This is a genomic window from Algibacter amylolyticus, assembly GCF_014202225.1.
GTDB classification, from domain to species: Bacteria; Bacteroidota; Bacteroidia; order Flavobacteriales; family Flavobacteriaceae; genus Algibacter_B; species Algibacter_B amylolyticus.
On sequence record NZ_JACHGE010000001.1, the window covers coordinates 1,071,630 to 1,090,485 of the forward strand.

Annotated in this window: 15 protein-coding genes; 3 read left to right on the forward strand and 12 right to left on the reverse strand. The window is 33.7% G+C overall.

The window, feature by feature from the left end; genetic code table 11:
- Window positions 1-213: 213 nt before the first annotated feature.
- From HNQ90_RS04590 to HNQ90_RS04625, 8 genes are all read right to left on the reverse strand, one after another.
- Window positions 214-966 carry a class I SAM-dependent methyltransferase gene (locus tag HNQ90_RS04590; protein WP_144115476.1) on the reverse strand — a complete coding sequence of 251 codons (753 nt, stop codon included), beginning with the start codon at window positions 964-966 and terminating at the stop codon, window positions 214-216.
- On the reverse strand, window positions 957-1,697 hold the full coding sequence (locus tag HNQ90_RS04595) for a DUF2071 domain-containing protein (protein WP_144115477.1): 741 nt from the start codon (window positions 1,695-1,697) through the stop codon (window positions 957-959). Before HNQ90_RS04595 ends, HNQ90_RS04590 begins: the two co-directional genes overlap by 10 nt.
- Window positions 1,681-2,067 (reverse strand): DoxX-like family protein, encoded by a 387-nt coding sequence (locus HNQ90_RS04600; protein WP_144115478.1) that lies wholly within the window; start codon window positions 2,065-2,067, stop codon window positions 1,681-1,683. Before HNQ90_RS04600 ends, HNQ90_RS04595 begins: the two co-directional genes overlap by 17 nt.
- Window positions 2,064-2,435: a hypothetical protein gene (locus HNQ90_RS04605; RefSeq protein WP_144115479.1), complete on the reverse strand. Its 372-nt coding sequence runs from the start codon at window positions 2,433-2,435 to the stop codon at window positions 2,064-2,066. Before HNQ90_RS04605 ends, HNQ90_RS04600 begins: the two co-directional genes overlap by 4 nt.
- Before the next feature lie 52 nt (window positions 2,436-2,487).
- Window positions 2,488-2,991 carry a GbsR/MarR family transcriptional regulator gene (locus tag HNQ90_RS04610; RefSeq protein ID WP_144115480.1) on the reverse strand — a complete coding sequence of 168 codons (504 nt, stop codon included), beginning with the start codon at window positions 2,989-2,991 and terminating at the stop codon, window positions 2,488-2,490.
- 100 nt (window positions 2,992-3,091) lie between these two features.
- Entirely contained in the window at window positions 3,092-5,125 is a 2,034-nt protein-coding gene (locus tag HNQ90_RS04615) for a M3 family metallopeptidase (protein ID WP_144115481.1), read from the reverse strand.
- A 147-nt stretch (window positions 5,126-5,272) separates the two neighbouring features.
- Window positions 5,273-5,752, reverse strand: coding sequence for a 5-(carboxyamino)imidazole ribonucleotide mutase (gene purE, locus HNQ90_RS04620; protein ID WP_144115482.1), 480 nt, complete (start codon window positions 5,750-5,752; stop codon window positions 5,273-5,275).
- Between the two features lie 68 nt (window positions 5,753-5,820).
- Entirely contained in the window at window positions 5,821-6,978 is a 1,158-nt protein-coding gene (locus tag HNQ90_RS04625; protein WP_144115483.1) for a 5-(carboxyamino)imidazole ribonucleotide synthase, read from the reverse strand.
- A gap of 203 nt (window positions 6,979-7,181) precedes the next feature.
- On the opposite strand from HNQ90_RS04625, the gene HNQ90_RS04630 reads away from it, so the two are divergent.
- The 3 genes from HNQ90_RS04630 (at window position 7,182) to HNQ90_RS04640 (ending at window position 10,199) form a co-directional block, all read left to right on the forward strand.
- Window positions 7,182-8,291 carry an adenylate kinase gene (locus HNQ90_RS04630; RefSeq protein ID WP_144115484.1) on the forward strand — a complete coding sequence of 370 codons (1,110 nt, stop codon included), beginning with the start codon at window positions 7,182-7,184 and terminating at the stop codon, window positions 8,289-8,291.
- A gap of 175 nt (window positions 8,292-8,466) precedes the next feature.
- Window positions 8,467-9,465 (forward strand): GTPase ObgE, encoded by a 999-nt coding sequence (obgE, locus tag HNQ90_RS04635; RefSeq protein WP_144115485.1) that lies wholly within the window; start codon window positions 8,467-8,469, stop codon window positions 9,463-9,465.
- A 209-nt stretch (window positions 9,466-9,674) separates the two neighbouring features.
- Window positions 9,675-10,199 (forward strand): DUF4136 domain-containing protein, encoded by a 525-nt coding sequence (locus HNQ90_RS04640; protein ID WP_144115486.1) that lies wholly within the window; start codon window positions 9,675-9,677, stop codon window positions 10,197-10,199.
- Here the strand turns inward: HNQ90_RS04640 and HNQ90_RS04645 are convergent, their stop codons facing one another.
- The 4 genes from HNQ90_RS04645 to HNQ90_RS04660 form a co-directional block, all read right to left on the reverse strand.
- Window positions 10,200-11,588: a T9SS type A sorting domain-containing protein gene (locus HNQ90_RS04645; RefSeq protein WP_144115487.1), complete on the reverse strand. Its 1,389-nt coding sequence runs from the start codon at window positions 11,586-11,588 to the stop codon at window positions 10,200-10,202.
- Window position 11,589: 1 nt separating this feature from the next.
- Window positions 11,590-12,081: a hypothetical protein gene (locus HNQ90_RS04650; protein WP_144115488.1), complete on the reverse strand. Its 492-nt coding sequence runs from the start codon at window positions 12,079-12,081 to the stop codon at window positions 11,590-11,592.
- 89 nt (window positions 12,082-12,170) lie between these two features.
- Entirely contained in the window at window positions 12,171-12,542 is a 372-nt protein-coding gene (locus tag HNQ90_RS04655) for a DoxX family membrane protein (protein ID WP_144115489.1), read from the reverse strand.
- 98 nt (window positions 12,543-12,640) lie between these two features.
- Entirely contained in the window at window positions 12,641-18,697 is a 6,057-nt protein-coding gene (locus tag HNQ90_RS04660) for an alpha-2-macroglobulin family protein (protein WP_144115490.1), read from the reverse strand.
- Window positions 18,698-18,856 lie beyond the last annotated feature (159 nt).

Genomic DNA, 18,856 nt, shown 5'->3' on the forward strand with positions numbered 1-18,856 from the left:
AGCTTGTTAAACAGAGTAAACCCATTAAGAAAATAGTTAATGCAATAAAAAACGTGTGTGTTGTCATCATCTGCTTATTGATTAAGCTTAATGATTTCAAATTGGTTTCCCATTTAAAATATTTATAGAAAAAGATATGAATTAGGGCTAACAGGATAAGTAAAACACCTATTAATTTTAAATGAATATACATGTTTTTTGTAATTTAAAGGTTTAAGGTTTACTGCTAAAAACAGACATAAATGGGGTGAATTTATTCTCGCTAAATGTTGAGAATCCAGCGTTTTTATATGCTTTTTTCCATGTGGTTTTTGAAAAAAAATGGGTGAACCCAATTGAGAATGCTAAGAAATTTGGAAAATCTCTTAAATGCTCAACCATAATTACTGTACCGTCGGGTTTACATACTCTGTGGCATTCTTTTAAAAACATCACTTTTTCTTTATGAGATCTTATTTCATGAGCCGCAGAAAGTAAAAAAATAGCATCAATTGAATTATCTTTTAATGGAATAAGACCAGACTTTATTTGTTGTGTGTTTGGATACACCAAACTTACTTTTCTAGCTCTTACAATAGCAGGTTCTGTATGTTGTTCGGCATGATAAAAATCAAAAACTTTTAAATTTGAAATAGGGAAATGGTTTTTAAGAATGAAGCTAGTTTCATCAAAACCAGCATTAATGTTTATAATCTGTTTTGACTTAGAATCACTAAAGTTTAATGTATTTATCCATTCAAATTTGTAATACCCTGAAAAGTCATATACATAAGCAGATACAATTAAAGGCATTAGCAAACCATAACCAAAAGCAGCAACAATTAACCAATATAAGGTAGTTGACCATTGAAACACAACATAGCTTAGTGTTATTAGTATTAAAACACTTAAACCGTAAATATAAAAATGTCTGTTAAAGCTTAATATATTTAGTACACCTTGAAACTTTTTTCTATTTATTTCCATAATTCTTTTCTTCCTTTTTTCCAGTAATAGGGTATGTTTTCAATAATAAAAGCATTGGCTAATACAGGTGTTTTTAAATTTAGTGATTCTAAAAAATTAATATGATAGTTATTGATTTTTACAGGTTTGGGTTTCCAGTTTTGCCTTACACCTTCAATAATTAAAATTTCTTTTGTTTTTTCATTATATGTAAACGTAAAGGGCAGCGGTCCTGCAAAACGTCGGGCTTCTTGCCAGGTTTTAAATGGTGAGTGTTTTGGTAATTGTAGGTCTTCATTTTCTGTGGCATCTATTTCAATTTTAAAGTCTGATTTTATAGAAATAATTTCGTTTATATTGCCTTTTAATGTCTGCGTTATATCGGTTGTTGTATAGTTGTAATGCGTAAAAAAATTACCCATTAACGCCATTTTCTTTTTGTTTGTTTCAGATTTTAAAATGAAGAGGCCTCGTAAGCGTTTGCCTTCTTTGTTAGTGTAACGCACAAATATCCTAAAGCCAATCAAAAAGAAATTATTACCCATAAATTTCGGGAATCCTTTAGGACGTAATTGTTTGGTTTGTACCATGGCTGCTGCAACAAAAGCATATGTGTTGTTATGCGTGTCTAACTCTAAACACTCAGGTAACATGTTTTGTAATTCTTCTTTAGGAACAGCGAAGGTTAATACAAGAGAACTTTTAAAGAAAGCTTCAACTGCAAAAGGATGGTTTTTAAGGAAAGCTAACATAGTTGTGTGTTTTAAAATTTGTATGGTAAACTACAGCAATAAATAATAGAGCGAATAAAGAATTGAATGTGCCCCAAAGCAATAAATCTTGCGCTAGTACAAACTCTATTAAGTTCATAATTGCAACGATACATATTTGGGTTATTGCATTTAGTTTAAGTTTGTAATGGCTTAAGATCCATATAGCCATACATACTTCGGCTACTCCGATTAAAATAGTAATAGCTCGTGAATTTGCATTACCTATAATGCGTTCTACAATTTCTTGATGACGTGGAACAAGGTTTAGAATTTTACAAAACATTCCGTTTATAACCCAAACCAAGGCTATAATAATATGTAACAAGTTATATAATTTTTGTGTTTTCATGAGTTTATTAATTGGGTTTTATAAGTCACATAAACAAAATACGACGCTATTATGGATGGAAAGATTACAAAAGCTTCAATGCCATAACTGTTAAAGAATGATATTAATAAAGCTAAAGCTGAAAAGTATATTAGCACTAATAACCAATAAATAATTAGTAATCTTTTTTCTGATTTGTGTCTAGAATTTATAAGGAAGAGACTAATAAGTGCCATAAAAGGTTGACCGATGCCAAGTGCTATCATGGATATTAAGCTATACTCTGATAGATTTTCAATAGGATAGTTGAAAACATAATTAAGAGGTAAAGCCCAAATAGATATGCATAACAAATACATGACTAGGTTTGTAAAGTGTATTATTTTCATTTTTAATATTATTAAACTTTCAGAAATTACTGAAACTTAGTTTTAAATTTTTTTATTTTATCAATTTCATTAAAGACTTAGTGATCCAAGTTTGTTCTTGATTAACAATTTTGTTCATCATAGAATCTGCTGTTTCGGCCAAATCGTGTAAAGCTTTGGTTTGTTTAATAAGTTCCTTCGTTTTTTCGGTGCCATCATCTTTTATGGACGATACCTCTTTTAAAATTTTAATTACCGGTTTAATTTCTCGTCTGCTACGTTGTTTTGCAATATGTCTTGCTAGTTCTTGAACATCTTTTTCTGTGGTAAAATACTCTTTACGCTCACCAGGAATTAACTCTTTAGTTACAATACCCCAATCCATTAATTGGCGTAAATTCATGCTTGTGTTTCCTCTAGAAATTTTTAACTCTTCCATGATTTCTTCCATGGATAGCGCTTTTGTAGAAATAAAAAGCAACGATTGAATTTGAGCCATAGCCTTGTTTATGCCCCATAATGTGCCTAAACTTCCCCATGTGCTAATAAATTTTTCTTTTGCCTCTTGATATTCCATGTCACAAAGATAATAAAACTTTTTAAACTTTCAGTAATTATTGAAAGTTTATTCTAAAAAGAAAGCTGATCGTTAAGATTCAGCTTTTCTTTTTAATAATTTATATTAATCCTGCGCGTCTTAATAACGCTTCAGGTTTTGGTTCTTGTCCTCTAAAACGCTTGTAAAGCGTCATTGGGTTTTCTGTTCCGCCTTGGCTTAATACGTTGTCTTTAAATTTTGTGGCAACTGTTTTATTGAAAATGCCTTCTTCTTTAAAATACTCAAAAGCATCTGCATCTAAAACTTCGGCCCATTTGTAGCTGTAATAGCCCGATGAATATCCACCTTGAAAAATATGAGAAAACGCGGTGCTCATACAGGTTTCTTTGGTGGCTGGGTATAAGGATGTATTTTTAAACATGTCCGTTTCAAAAGCTTTAACATCTGTTATGTTTGAAGGATCTTGACCATGCCAACTCATATCTAATAAGCCAAAACTTAATTGACGCAAGGTTTGCATACCTTCATGAAACGTAGCCGATTCTTTTATTTTTTCTACCAATTCCATTGGGATAACTTCTCCGGTTTTATAATGCGTGGCAAAAAGCTCCAGGGCTTCTTTCTCGAAACACCAGTTTTCCATAACTTGGCTTGGTAACTCTACAAAATCCCAAAATACACTCGTCCCAGAAAGGCTAGGGTAAGTGGTGTTAGCCAACATACCATGTAATGCATGTCCGAATTCGTGAAACAAAGTTGTAACCTCATTAAAAGTTAATAATGAAGGTTTGCTTTTTGTTGGTTTTGTAAAGTTGCAAACTATAGAAACGTGCGGTCTGCTATTTTCGCCATTTACAATGTATTGTGGTTTGTATGAGGTCATCCACGCGCCATTTCGCTTTCCTGGTCTTGGAAAAAAATCGGCATAAAAAATAGAAATAAACTTGCCATTAGTATCTGTAACTTTATATGTTAAAACATCGTCATGGTATTTGTCAATGGTGTCAATTTCTTCAAATTTTAAATCGAATAATTTATTAGCTATTGTAAACGCACCATTAATAACGTTTTCTAATTTAAAGTACGGTTTAAGTTTTTCGTCATCTAAACTATAAAGTTTCTGCTTTAACTTTTCAGAATAATATGAGCTATCCCATTTTTCTAAGCGATCGATATTATCGAGTTCTTTAGCAAAGTTTTCAAGGTTTTTAAATTCCTGTTGTGCTGCTGGTTTTGCTTTTTCTAATAATTCATTCGAAAAATTAAGAACTGTTTCAGGCGTTTGGGCCATACGCTCTTCTAAAACAAAATGTGCATGAGTTTTGTAACCCAATAATTTAGCACGCTCGTGCCTAAGTTTTGTGATTTGTAATACGTTATCTTGATTATCTAATGCATCGTTTTTAAACGCTTTACTACCTGCTGCTAAGGTTATTCTTTTTCTTAGTTCTCTATTATCTGCATAGGTTACAAACGGTATGTAACTCGGATAGTCTAAAGTAAATAACCAGCCTTCTTTATCTTTAGATTCTGCTAATTGCTTTGCGGCTTCTATTGTGCCTTCTGGTAGTCCAGATAAATCAGCCTCGTTTGTAATAAGCATTTCAAACTTGTTGGTTTCAGCTAAAACATTTTCACCAAATTTTAAACTTAACTGACTTAGTTTTTTATCAATGTCTCTAAGTTTGTCTTTTTTGTCTTCAGGTAAGTTGGCTCCGTTTCTAGAGAAACCTTTATATTTTTTATCTAGAAGTGTGGTTTGCTCAACCGTTAAATTTAACTCTGATTTAGCATCATACACAGCCTTAACTCGCTTAAATAAATCTTCATTTAAAGTAATGTCGTTACTGAATTCTGATAGTAAAGGCGATACTTCTTGAGCTATTTTTTGAATGTCTTCATTCGTTTCGGCCGAATTTAAATTAAAGAAAATACTAGAAATTCTATCCAGTTGCTCTCCAGAAAAATCGAGAGCTACAATAGTGTTCTCGAAGGTTGGACTTTCAGGATTGTTTACAATGGCATCAATTTCATTTTTAGCCATTTTTATTGCCTCTGTTATGGTTGGTAGGTAATCAGAAGTTTCAATTATTCTGAAGGGAGGCGTGTTATATTTGGTTTTAAACGGTGTAAGTAGAGTTTTTTTTATCATTTCTTTAATGAATGTGTTAAAAAAAATATTTATTATGTATGCATAGTAAATATTATATATTTTTGCACTCGATAATACGAAGAGTGACTAACTCATGAGAATTATTTGTTAATAGCTAAAAAGCCCTGAATAACTTCGGGGCTTTTTTTATTGTAAATCTTTAGCAGATTCGTTTACTTTTATTTTTAGACCTTTCTTGTAAGCAATTATTTTATCTAGTACACATTTGTCGCTAGTTCCAATAATTTGAGCAGCAAGAATTCCGGCATTTTTCGCGCCGTTTAAAGCTACTGTAGCTACAGGCACACCACCTGGCATTTGTAAAATAGAAAGTACAGAGTCCCAACCATCAATAGAGTTGCTGCTTTTTACAGGCACACCTATTACAGGTAATGGCGATAAAGAAGCAATCATACCAGGCAAGTGCGCAGCACCACCAGCACCAGCAATTACTACAGCAAAACCTCTAGTGTGTGCATGTTTACCGTAATCGAATAGTTTTTCGGGTGTACGGTGTGCCGAAACTATATCTACTTCAACTTCAATATCAAAACCATTTAAGATGTCTATGGCTTCTTGCATAACAGGAAGATCACTTTTACTTCCCATAACAACTCCTACTTTCATATAAATTACAATTTTTTAAATTTCAAAAACCTAAAGATTATTAATCAGGATTTTGTTTTTATTGATGTTTATTCGCTTATAACTTTTATACTTTTCTTTACTAATTCTGCAACCCGTCTTGCCTCATTTAAATCTTCATTTACAATAGTTACATGTCCCATTTTTCTAAATGGTCGTGTTTCTTTTTTACCGTAAATATGTGGGGTTACACCATCTAGCTTCATGATGTTTTCAATGTTTTGATAAACCACGTTACCTGTATAACCTTCTGCGCCAACTAGGTTTACCATAACTCCGCCAACTTTACTATCGGTTCTTCCTAAAGGTAAATCTAAAATAGCTCTAATATGCTGTTCAAACTGCGACGTATAACTTGCTTCTATGGTTTGGTGCCCAGAATTATGAGGTCTAGGTGCTACTTCATTAACTAAAATATCGTCGTTTTCTGTCTGAAACATTTCAACAGCCAATAAGCCAACATGATTAAATGCTTTCGACGTTTTTAAAGCTACTTCTTCGGCTTTTTTTGCAACACTATCAGGAATTCTAGCTGGACAAATTACGTACTCAACTTGATTAGCTTCTGGGTGAAATTCCATTTCAACAACCGGGTAGGTTTTTATTTCGCCCGATGCGCTTCTTGCCACAATAACAGCTAATTCGTTTTTAAAAGGAATTAGTTCTTCGGCAATACATTCGCCTTTAGGTAACCCTTCAAGGTCTTCTAATGTTCTAACCACTTTTACACCATTACCATCGTAACCAAACTGGGCAGCCTTCCAAACAAAAGGAAAGTGCAAACCGCCATTTACAATAGCATCTTCGATTTCCGATAGGTAAGCAAACCTTGTAAAATCGGATGTTGGGATGTTTTGATCGCGATAAAATAATTTTTGTTTCGCCTTATTTTGAATTTGACGTAATGTTTTTGATGCTGGATACACTTTTACACCCTCTTTCTCAAGAGTTTCTAGGGCATCAACGTTTACGTTTTCAATTTCGATAGTTAAAATATCTACTTGTTTACCAAAATTATAAACAGCATCATAATCCATTAAATCTCCTAAATGAAATTCGTTACTAGCTATCTTAGAAGGCGCTTCGTTACTAGAATCTAGAACGGCTGTGAAAATGTCAAACTTTCTAGTATTGTAAAGTAACATTTTGCCTAATTGACCACCACCAAGAATACCAAGTTTAAATTTTGAAGAAAAATAATTTGTCATGATTTTTACTGCTAATACGCTATTAAAGTTACGCAAAAATACACTTAAATCTTAAATTAGTCGAGAAATCATAAATCAAAAAAATAGGATTGCTAAATTTAACTGTAATAGGTGTGTTTTATTCTTTTTACACGTCAATTTCGCCTAAAAACTAAATGTATTAAGTATATTGATTATCTTTGCAACTTTAAAAATTATTTCCCTTGATAAAGCTACACGATAAATATTTTAAACCCTTTGTTTCTGCCAAAGAGATAGACGCTGCTTTACAACGTATGGCTAATGAAATTGCAGCAGATGTTGGCGACGAAATACCAGTGTTTGTTGGTGTTTTAAATGGCTCGTTTATGGTGGTTAGCGACTTTGTTAAAAAGTATCCTAAACCGTGCGAAGTAACATTTATAAAATTAGCATCGTACGAGGGTGTTAAATCTAGCGATGATATACAAAGGCTAATTGGTTTAACACAAGATTTAACAGGGCGAACCGTAATAATTTTAGAAGATATTATAGATACGGGAAAAACACTGGCTGAAATTCACAGAATTTTTAAAAACGAAAACGTAAAGGCATTAAAAATAGCAACCCTATTTTACAAGCCCGAAGCGTATAAAAAAGATTTTAAATTACATTATATAGGTATTGAAATTCCTAATAAATTTATAGTAGGCTACGGCTTAGATTATGATGGTTTAGGAAGAGATTTACCAGAAGTCTATCAAATTAAACAAACTCAACACATGACTAACTTAGTATTATTTGGCCCTCCAGGAGCAGGTAAAGGAACACAAGCAGAATTTTTAAAAGAGAAATATAATTTAGTACATATTTCTACAGGTGATGTATTTAGATACAACATGAAAAATGATACTGCTTTGGGTATGCTGGCTAAATCTTTTATTGAGAAAGGACAGTTGGTGCCAGACCAAGTTACTATAGATATGTTAAATGCAGAGGTAGAAAAAAATGCCGATGCAAATGGATTCATTTTTGATGGTTTTCCACGTACTAACGCTCAAGCAGAAGCTTTAGATAAGTTAATGGATAGCAAAGATTCTCAAATTAATGCAATGATAGCCTTAGAGGTTGATGATGAAGTTTTAGTAAAGCGTTTACTAGAAAGAGGGAAAACTAGCGGAAGAAAAGATGATGCCGATGAAACTGTTATTAGAAACAGAATTAAAGTGTATTACGACGAAACAGCTATTTTAAAAGATTATTACGCAGCTCAAGATAAATATTTTGGTGTTGATGGTATTGGCGGTATCGAAGAAATTACAGAACGCTTAAGTACTGTAATCAATAAATTATAAATTCCTGCATAATTAGGAATCTCATTATTAAAAACTATAACTTTTAAAATAGAAGTTATAGTTTTTGTATTTTTAATATAAACTTAAATCATTACAGAGGGTTTAAAATTAAATAGAGTGTAGCCAGTGGCTGTCGCGTATTTTGGTTTTATAGCTTCAATAAAAATAAATTACTATGACTGAGGGAAACTTTGTAGACTACGTAAAAATGTTCGTGTCTTCCGGAAACGGAGGTAAAGGCTCTGTGCATTTACATCGCGAAAAATATATTACAAAAGGTGGTCCAGATGGAGGAGATGGTGGTCGTGGAGGTCATGTTATTGTTCGTGGTAAATCAAATTTATGGACTTTATTACACCTAAAGTTTAAAAAACATAGTAGAGCAGGACATGGAGAGCACGGAAGTAGTGGTCGTAGTTTTGGATCCGATGGTGAAGATGTTTATATCGATGTACCTTTAGGAACCGTAATTCGAGATACAGAAACGAATGAAATTCTTTTCGAAATTACTTTCGATGGCGAGGAAGTTATATTAGCCCAAGGTGGTAAAGGTGGTCTGGGAAACTGGCACTTTAAATCCTCTACAAACCAAACACCACGTTACGCTCAACCAGGAATACCAATGGAAGAGAAGTACGTAACTATGGAGTTAAAGGTACTTGCCGATGTTGGTCTTGTAGGGTTTCCAAATGCTGGAAAATCAACCTTACTATCTGTAGTTACATCTGCAAAACCTAAAATTGCCGATTACGAGTTTACAACACTTAAACCCAATTTAGGTATTGTAAAATATCGCGATTTCCAAACGTTTGTTATGGCAGATATTCCTGGAATTATCGAAGGCGCAGCCGAAGGTAAAGGTCTTGGACATTATTTTTTACGCCATATAGAGCGTAATTCTATTTTGTTGTTTATGATACCTGCAGATGCCGACGATATTAGAAAACAATACGATATTCTGTTAGATGAGCTTCGTCGTTACAACCCAGAAATGCTGGATAAAGAGCGTATTATCGCCATATCAAAATGCGATATGCTAGACGATGAGTTACAAGCAGAAATGAAAATAGAACTCGATAACGAACTACCAATTCCATATATGTTTATATCTTCTGTGACCCAAAAAGGCATTACCGAACTTAAAGATGTTTTATGGAAAATGTTGAACGATTAAAATAATTTGGGCGCCTGCCTGCCGGCAGGCAGGTTACCCTAAGGGTCGGGCTTGGAGCTTGTCTTGAGTTAAGTCGAAAGGTTGCAAGTCCTCGCACTTCCGTCGTCAGGCTGTGGGCTTTCCTCTGCAATCCCTAACGCGGGCATTTTAGATAATATTCAACATTGGAATAATTTTTGATTGATTCTATAAATAAAAAAGAACCTGTTATGAAATTTCTAAAAATTGCTATTCTAGCTATCTTAATTGTGTCTTGTGCACCAATACGTGTAAATTACGATTACGATAAAACAACGAGCTTTAACAGTTATAAAACCTATCAGTTTTATGCCGATATGGAAACCGGTTTAAGCGAACTAGATACCAAACGCTTGTTAAACGCAATCGATGCAAAAATGCAATCCAAAGGCTTTAGTTTTTCTGAAACTCCAGATTTTTTTATAGATATTAAAAGTCAAGAATATCAAGAGCCACAGCGTCAAACAGTAGGTGTAGGCGTAGGTGGCGGTGGCGGAAATGTTGGTGGTGGCATTTCAATAGGCCTACCAATTGGTCAAGCCAATGTAAACCGACAAATTACTATCGATTTTGTAGACGAAAATAAAAAGCAACTCTTTTGGCAAGCCGTTAGCGAATCTAGTTTTAACCCAAAATCCACACCCGAAAAACGTGAAGCACGCTTAAATGCCATTGCAGAAAAGGTGCTTAATAGTTATCCTCCAGAAAGTAAATAGTTAATTTTTAATCAGCCTTTTACTAGCAATTAATACATTGTTAGCATAGAAGTTTGTTATGTAAATTCCGGTGCTTAAACTGCTAATATTTATCTGTTTTGTTTCAAAGTTAGAAATACGTGTCTGTTTAATTTTTTTACCTTCCATACTCATAATTTCAACCTTTAAATTTTGAACGGATGGGCTTTCAAAACCTATATTTAAAACAGTAGTTGTTGGGTTTGGGTAAAGCGATATGTTGTAATTACTAGACTCGCTTTCAATATCTTCAACACCAAGAGTGGTATAGTTTATCGTCCAGGTTACCGTATATACATGAAAACTTTCATGATTATCTACTCTTAAAAATGAAGAATTATCATGAATAATGGTTGTTAATGTGTTAGTGCCTTCAACCAAATCAGTTTCTAGTAAAGTAACATCGTCTACATTACTAGCAAAATTTTCAGTATTAAGTGTCCATTCACTTTCTAAAGTGTTTGGTTCGGGTTTAATTAAATCAAGCTCAAAATTTAAAGGAAACGTTGGGTTGTTAACCGTGTTTTCTGGTGTATAACCATCTATAGGCGAAATTAAACTATGTATTTTTTCAATAATACCTTCTTTACAAACCGAACAAAAAGGATAGCCTAAATAACGCATTTTACAAAATTGGTGTGGCCTAAACCAGGTGGCTTGGTTTCCAGAACTTCCATAGGCGTATTGTCCAACACCATTTGTGCCTATCCAGTTTTTCCATTTAACAGCTTCAGTATTTGTTTCCTGTGTCATGTTTATGGCTTCACTAGCTAAGGCGTCACCTGGATAGTATTCGTCTTTTAAATCAAAAAGGGAGTGCCCTAATTCGTGAATTACAATTTCATCGGCACTTGTACCTGCAGAGGCAACCGCATAAGCACCACCAGCACCACCATATTCAGGAGAATTTACTATAATAATTGGTTGGTCATATTCAGGCAAATGCTCTGCTAAAATACTGTAAATTGTGCTAGAACTATAGGTGTAAAGTAACCTGTGATAGCCTCCAACATCAAAAGAGGTATTAAAGTGGGTATCCACTTCTGCAACATCAAATACCGGTTCTGTTACGTCGCTAGCAGTTCCTGGATGGTCGGTACCACTTTCGGTTGATGGTACTTTAATGGCGTAAACATTAAAGTAATCGGCATATTCTTTAAACGGACTTTGGCTAAACATAGAATTTGTAAAACTAGTGGCGTTTTCAACAAATGTATTCAATTCAGAAGCCGTGTAGCCATCTCCCATAAACACTAAATTAATGCGCTTGCTTTTATCTCCAGTAAGTTTTATGGATTCTACATCAAACTCTTGAGCAGACAGCCAAAGCGTATTACAGATAAATATTAAAAAGCAGAAACAAGATTTCATACTACTTAATTTGGGTTTTAATGAGGGGTGTATTTTTAGCAAAGTTACTAATTGTTATGTATTTCGTACTATTTTGAAGCTGTAACCTAATAGAAAACTGCGCTTTATCGGTTTTTATAACTTCTGTTTTAAATTTTTTTGAGTCGTCAACAAATTCAATAGGTCTAGCTAATGGATTTTTAATAAGTTGTTGTTTTACTATTTTAGATCTTTTATTGAGCTCACTTAATATTAAATCGCCTTCAACGCCTTGATCAATAGGTAAAATGGTTTGCTTTTTTAATGAAGCCTCAACTACTTTTTTATTAATAAACTGAATGGTTCTGTTTCTATTTAAATCTTTTTCAATAGTATAATTTAAAAACAAAACTTTTGGAGAGCCATTAATTACAGTTCCATCTTTAAAAGAAGAATTACTGCTCTTACATCCAAAAAACAAACAAAGCATTACTATTAAAAGTATTGTTATTTTGTATGTTGCTTTCTGTTTCAAAAGGATTATGTCGTGGTTTTGGGTTTGCGTTCTGCAAAGTTAAGCATAAAAAAAAGAGGTTTTTAAAACCTCTTTTTTTTAAACCATCTTCAACTAAGCAAGGTTTTGTATTTGTCTTTGTAGCCGTATAGAACAGCAATATTTAATACTAATAAAACTAAAGCTCCGGGAATACTTCCTGGCGCTAAAGTAGCATGAAATAAAACTGCATTTACAGATACACTCATTAATATTAAAGCCAATAAAGCACCAAATTTGTTAAAAATTAAGGCTAAACCAGCAACAATTTCAACAAGAGCTACAAGCGTTAATGTTTTAGAGTTTACTAAGGCGCCAAAATAAGCACCTGCATCGGCAGGCATGTCGCCCATGGGCATAAAATTAAGGAATTTGTTTAATCCGAAAACCAAAACGAACAGCCCTAGAACTATTCTTAGGCCCATAAAAACTTTTGAATTCATAATGTATTATGTATTAGTTAGTAATCTGAAAGATAGTAAATTGTAAATAAAACTACCTTCAGGTTTGTCGCAACGAACAGAACTAACTAACATTCTTTTTATTTTACACTAATTCTAACACCTTCACTATGGCTGCTAAACTCTGGTGCATACATACTTTGAATGGTGGTAATGCCATTGCTCATATTACCAGCATTATTTACGCGTAAATCATATTCAAAAACATAAACACCTTTAGGTAAGTAGTCAAAAAAGAAGTTTGTTGATGCATCTTTTGTGCTTTCGTAGTAGCCCAAACCATCTTGCCATTTGTATTTTGAAATGACATTTACTGGCTCTAATCCAGAAGCGCGCATATCTTTCATGTGTAAAAACTCCATATTTCTATCGCTACGTAACTCTATGCGAACACGAACCAAGTCGCCCACTTTTAAATCGGTTTCAGAATTAATTTCTGATATTTCTTCACCAGTATCAGTATTACTTTTTAAGAATAACTTTTTGCTAAGTTTAAGTGGCGTTTCAGCCGTGGTTATTTTATCTAAATCTTCAAAATATTGCCAGTATAAACTCCCCCAAGCAATACCTTTACCTTTTTTAGAGATTTTTACTTCGCCCATTTCTGGTTTAATTTCGGCAGTATTCCAAGCTGTTTTATAGTAGCCTGTTCCTGCCTCAATTTTTACACTTTCTAATTTTGAAGGCGCTATGGCTTGTCCACCTATAACCACATCTACCATATCGGTTACGGATAACCAATCGCTTCCTTGAAGCAGTAATGCGTAAACAGCTTCGGTAGTTGCTTTTGTGGTTTTCCAACGGTTAGTTTGCTTGTTTTTAAGTAACCATATCTTTAGGTTATCAATAGTTTCGGTATCGTTTTCAATGTCGCCAAAGGCTTCAATTAACAAGGCTTGAGTTTCAATTGGTGCTTGATACCAATGCCATGAATTGGTGTTGGATTTCCAATACATACCCAATTCTTCTGAAGTAATACTGGTTTCTTTTAGCGATTTTAAAATTTTTAAAGCCGTTTTACTATCGCTATTTCTATGCGATACCAAGGCCATTAATCCCTTAGAATATAATGAACGGTTTAACCAATATTTGCCAATTTGCGTTTGGTAGTAATCGATTATAGTTTCTACTTCCTTCGATTTTTTAACGTCGCTAAAAAAGCTTCGCATGTATAAATAATGCAATTGTGTGTAACTTAAATGGTCTTTAGTTAAATCGACGTTTTTATTATATTTTTTAAGGTCTTTATACTCTTTTACAAATTCTTTATCCAAATATGAAATGGCATTTTCTATCATGTTTGAATGCGTATTTGTTTTAACATTAAGTTTGTTTAAATGCCCAAAACCAGTAATAATATGCTGTGTGATGTATCTATTCTCATAACCACCATCAAACCAAGCCCAAGCGCCAGAAGACAATTGATTGCTTTCTAGTTTTTGGATAGCCGATTGCAATTCATTATTCATTTTGTTTAAATCGAATAATAAAGCAATGCGTTTTTTCTGTTCTGTTTCCCTTTGCGCATCGCGTAACCAAGGCGTTTCTTGAATTAGAATAGATTTTAATTCTTCATTCTTTTCTAGGTTAGAAAGTAATGCATCGGTATTTTTCCATTGGTTGAAGACTTCTTGAATTCTCGGGTTTGAATTTGCAATGTGGCTTGCCAACGCATTTGCATAATATCTTGAGAATGTTTGCTCGTTGCACTCATAAGGATATTCCATTAAATAGGGTAAAGCTTGTACAGCATACCATGCCGGATTGGAAGTCATTTCTAGAGTTAACTTATGGTTTGTAAGCGATATTGAGGTATTAGACATTAACTTATCTAATGTGAAGGTTTTTGTTTGATTGCTTCTAACCCACATTGGTAAGGTTTCGGTAACCAACATACGGTTGCTTAAAACGGGTAACGCATTTTGCTCACCATCACTAAAGGTATCCGATTTTGCAATAATTTTATATTGTACAGCCTGTACACCTTCAGGAATATTTAACAACCATGATACTTGGGTGTTACCTTTGGCATCAACGGTAAATACTTTGTTGTTTTCTGAATTACCAAGATTAGAATCAATAGTTTTTCCAGAAACAGCATCGGTTAATATTAACACGGCTTGTCCAGTTAATTGGTTTTCGGTAAGATTAGCAATTTTTGTACTAATAGTAATCTTATCGCCTTCGCGTAAAAAACGAGGTGCATTAGGAATAACCATCAATTCTTTTTGGGTTACTGTACTAAATGATTGTATTGCGCTTTCTAAAGTTTTTGTATGCGCTAAAAGTTGCAATTTCCATTGGGTTAAAGCCTCGGGTGTTGTAAAGCTGAAACTTACATGGCCTTTATCATCTGTTTTTAACTGCGGAAAGAAGAAGGCTGTTTCCTGTAAGTTTTTACGAATTTGGATGTTATCGAAATTGGTTTTTTCTTCATTTAAAATAACGTCTTCATCCAATTGTTGCATTGGAGCTGCTGCTACCTCTTGTTTATTGGAGCTATATCCTATAACCACAGCATCGTCTAGTGCGCTTTCCTCTAGTTCCATCTCATTAGCCACAATTTGAACTCCCGCAACCTGACCACTTAATTTCTTGGACATACTAGCACTTCTTCGATATCTTAATGCATATTTATACCCAAAATTAAAGCCAAACCAATTCCATTGGTCAAAATGTTGTTGTGGGTAGCTATATCCTGAATTAATATTGTAAACTCTAAAATTCTCAATACCAAAACTTTGGTTTGCTCTACGATAGCTATAGGCGCTGTATATTCTGTTTTGAATCGGGTTAAAGTTCCAGTTATGTGGTTTAAATTGGTCTAAGGATGCATCGTACATACTTGCCAATATTTCAGAACTTACTTTTTCGCCATCGGGCCCTTTAATTTTAAACTGCCAAGTTTCATTGGTTCCGGGTTGTAGCTTATCTCTAAACGTTAGGGTTTCAATGGCTAAATTATTTTTAGGATAGGGCACCGAAATAGCTTGAGAACCCGATAGGAAACTATTAAAAGCAGCAAAACTGTAATGTACAACAAAACCACCTATGTCGGCTTTTGTAACAGGAACAGAAATGGTTTTTTTATTAGCATTTAGTTGTACAATTTCTGTTGTAATAATGTTTTTGTTTTTCTCGATAGAAACGGTAACCGAAATATTTTCGGCAGCCGAACCTATGGTAATATTAGCGGTGTCTCCAACGCTGTATTCTTTTTTATCTGTTGCAATGGTTAATAGCTTATTATCGGCTGGAACCTTATCGGCGGCACTAAACAAGGTGGTTTTTACTTCGTCTTTTACCAATTGTCCAAATTTATCTTTGCTTTCTAGTGTGATAATATATTCACCAGATTGCCATTTTTTAATTTTACCTAGAGCGATGGTTTTAGTGTTTTTTGTGTTAAATGGTTTTTCTAAAACTAACTCGCCTTTATCCCAATTACTAGAGTTGTGCTCATTGTTATAAGCCTCGTGTGGGAACATGTCTTTAAACACAGTTTTGGAAATTTCTTGGTAGTCTGGTGCACTCCATGGTCGCGCTCTTAAAACCGTATTTGGAGCTTGTAGTTTGTACATTTTTACAGTACCTGTAGCAGGGACAAATTCACCATTTAAGTTTTTAGTATCGATAGTAAGGTTATGAGAGTTGTTGCTTTTATCCAGTACACTATCAATGCTTAAATTAGCAAGTAAAGCATGATAACCTACGTTTACAACCGTTGTTGCACTTCTTGTTTCGCCGTTTAAATCGGTAACATCGGCAGTAATTTCATAATTAAAAACAGGTAGACTATTTTTATCTACACTTTGGTCAGGAATGGCTTTAAAAACAATTTCAAATTCACCATTGGCATTGGTTACTGTTTCGCCATGTGTGATTTCTTGAGGCTCGCTATTTATATATGGTCTGTACCAAAAGTACCAGCGTGGGTATTGCACTTTACGGTGCACACGATACACGACTTTGGCATCGGTAATGTTACTTCCGGCATAGGCTAAGGCGTTTCCTTTTACGGTAATAGCGTCGTTAATTTTAAAAGTTTCAGTTACAGGTGTAAATTTAGTTTCAAACTTTGGACGCTTGTATTCTTCAACCGAAAAACTAGCATTACTTCTTAAGTATTTATTAGATTCTGTGTTAAACTCAATGCGGTATACACCAGTTAAACCGCTGCTTGGTAAAATAAATTCACCTGCAACAGAGCCGAATTCGTTGGTTTTAAAGGTTAATGTTTTAAGTACTTCGTTGTTTACATTATATAATTTGGCATACACCATTTCATTGGCTAAAACTTCAGACTTACCATTAAAAGTTTCCATGGCAATGGCTTTAAAATATACGGTTTGCCCTGGGCGGTAAATACTGCGGTCTGTAAATAAAAAGGATTTATAAGATACTTTCTCTTCAAGCTGTTTGTAGGTTTGGTTAATATAAAAATCGCCAAAGTAAGCAACATCGTTATCGCGTTGTACTTTTAAATTAACGTTGCGGTACCAGCTGTTATCCTTGTTAATTTTAATTTCGCCTAAGTTATTTGTGGTATAGGTTTTAGTAATTACTTTATTAACTCTAGTGGAGTAAGACACCTCTACTTTAGTATTGGTAATAGGTGCTCCGTTATTTCGGTTAATAATTTGAAATATTTTATGGTCTAAAGCCTCAGTTTCAACATAAGCTATATTGGTAACTTGCAGAGTAGCAAAAGCAAAAGCATCTTCATTCTCTTCAATAAACCCAACAACTAAATATCTGCCAGCATCAAGATTAGGGATAAAAACTTCGGTAGTATGTCTTTGGTAATCGGCTTCGTTTTTTAAATTACTCTTCCAAATTTTATTGGCATACAAGTTTTTAATAAACTCACGTTGCTCATCTTGTCTATATATGTTTGAAAAGGTTTTATATTGTTTTTCCGAAACCTTATACGCATTAAACTTAATGGCGTTTAAATTTTTATAACTTAGTAGTAATCTGGCATTTTGTTCAATTGGTAAAAAGTTTTCGGTCGTAATTTGAAACGAAAATTGTTCAATTTGAGATTTCAAAATAGCACAGTTTACGGCACCTTTACTTTCAGGGAATTTTGAAATAGCCTGTTCACAAATCTCTAAAGCCTCTTTGGCTTTCCAACGCTGTTCCTCGTTAGTTTGAGGTTGGTAAGTTTGACTTTGCTGATAGTAAATAGAAGCGGTTTCAAAATGATATAAACCAGACACTTCATTATTTTTTAAACGGTCTTCTTCAATTTTAAAAGCCTTTAATAAAAGAGCTTCACTATCTTGAAAAGTAGCATGTGCCTTTACAAATTTTAAGCGTTCAATATTTACATGGGCTAAAGCTAGTGGCAATTCATCTTTTAAATGAAACCGAATTAAATCTTGGTATATTTTTAAAGCGTTAAGCTGTAAGGATGTGGTGTCTTTAGAGTCTATTTGTAAAGCAGAAAACGTTTTGGAATCGGCTAAAAAATCGACATTATCAATTTCAAATTTGTAGGCAGGTTTGGTAATTTGGGTTTCATTAGTCTTGTAAAATTCTAAGGCATTATGGCTCAAAAAATCAAACAATGTAGGTCGGTATATTTTAGAGTCTTTCTGCTCATGCAATAAAACACTATAATTTACTAAAGGTTCCTGTTGTAGCATAAGCCCGTTTGCCAAGGACGCCTTGTAGTGTAAATGGATTTCGTTAAAAAGTGTTTGTAAATCCCAAGTTCTAAAATCTGTACCATCAACTTTTTTATCCGTTTTTGTACGGTTATAAAACTGCCATCTGTATTGGTTAAAATACTGCCAATATAAATTAGCAAGTAGGTTTTCTAGAATATTTTTAACAGGGAAATTGCTAGTTGCTATTTGGCTTTTAAAATCGTTAATAATATTTAATTGAGCATCCTCCTCTAAACTTAAAGCGTACTTACTTTTAAAAATTAACGTTTTTATTAATTGCGGGTGGTTAGTGTCTTTTGTGGCTTGTTTTTCAATATCGTCAATAACTTTTAAAGCAGATTGTGGTAAACCTTCGGCCTCAAATTTGTCAATTTTAGCCCATAAATCCTTATAGTTTGGAGATTGTGCTTGAGATAAAGTTGAGAAAAGTAGGATCATAAATAGAAATAGTGAACGCTTCATGTGTATAAATTTGTCTCTAATATATATTCAAATTCCGTTCCAAAACATACTAAATGAGTTATTGGATACGTTGAGTGAGTGAAGTTAATCATTTTGTAGGTAAAACAGTCATTGTGCTTTTTACTAATCCAATAAAAGTTTAAGATTATCATAAACCTG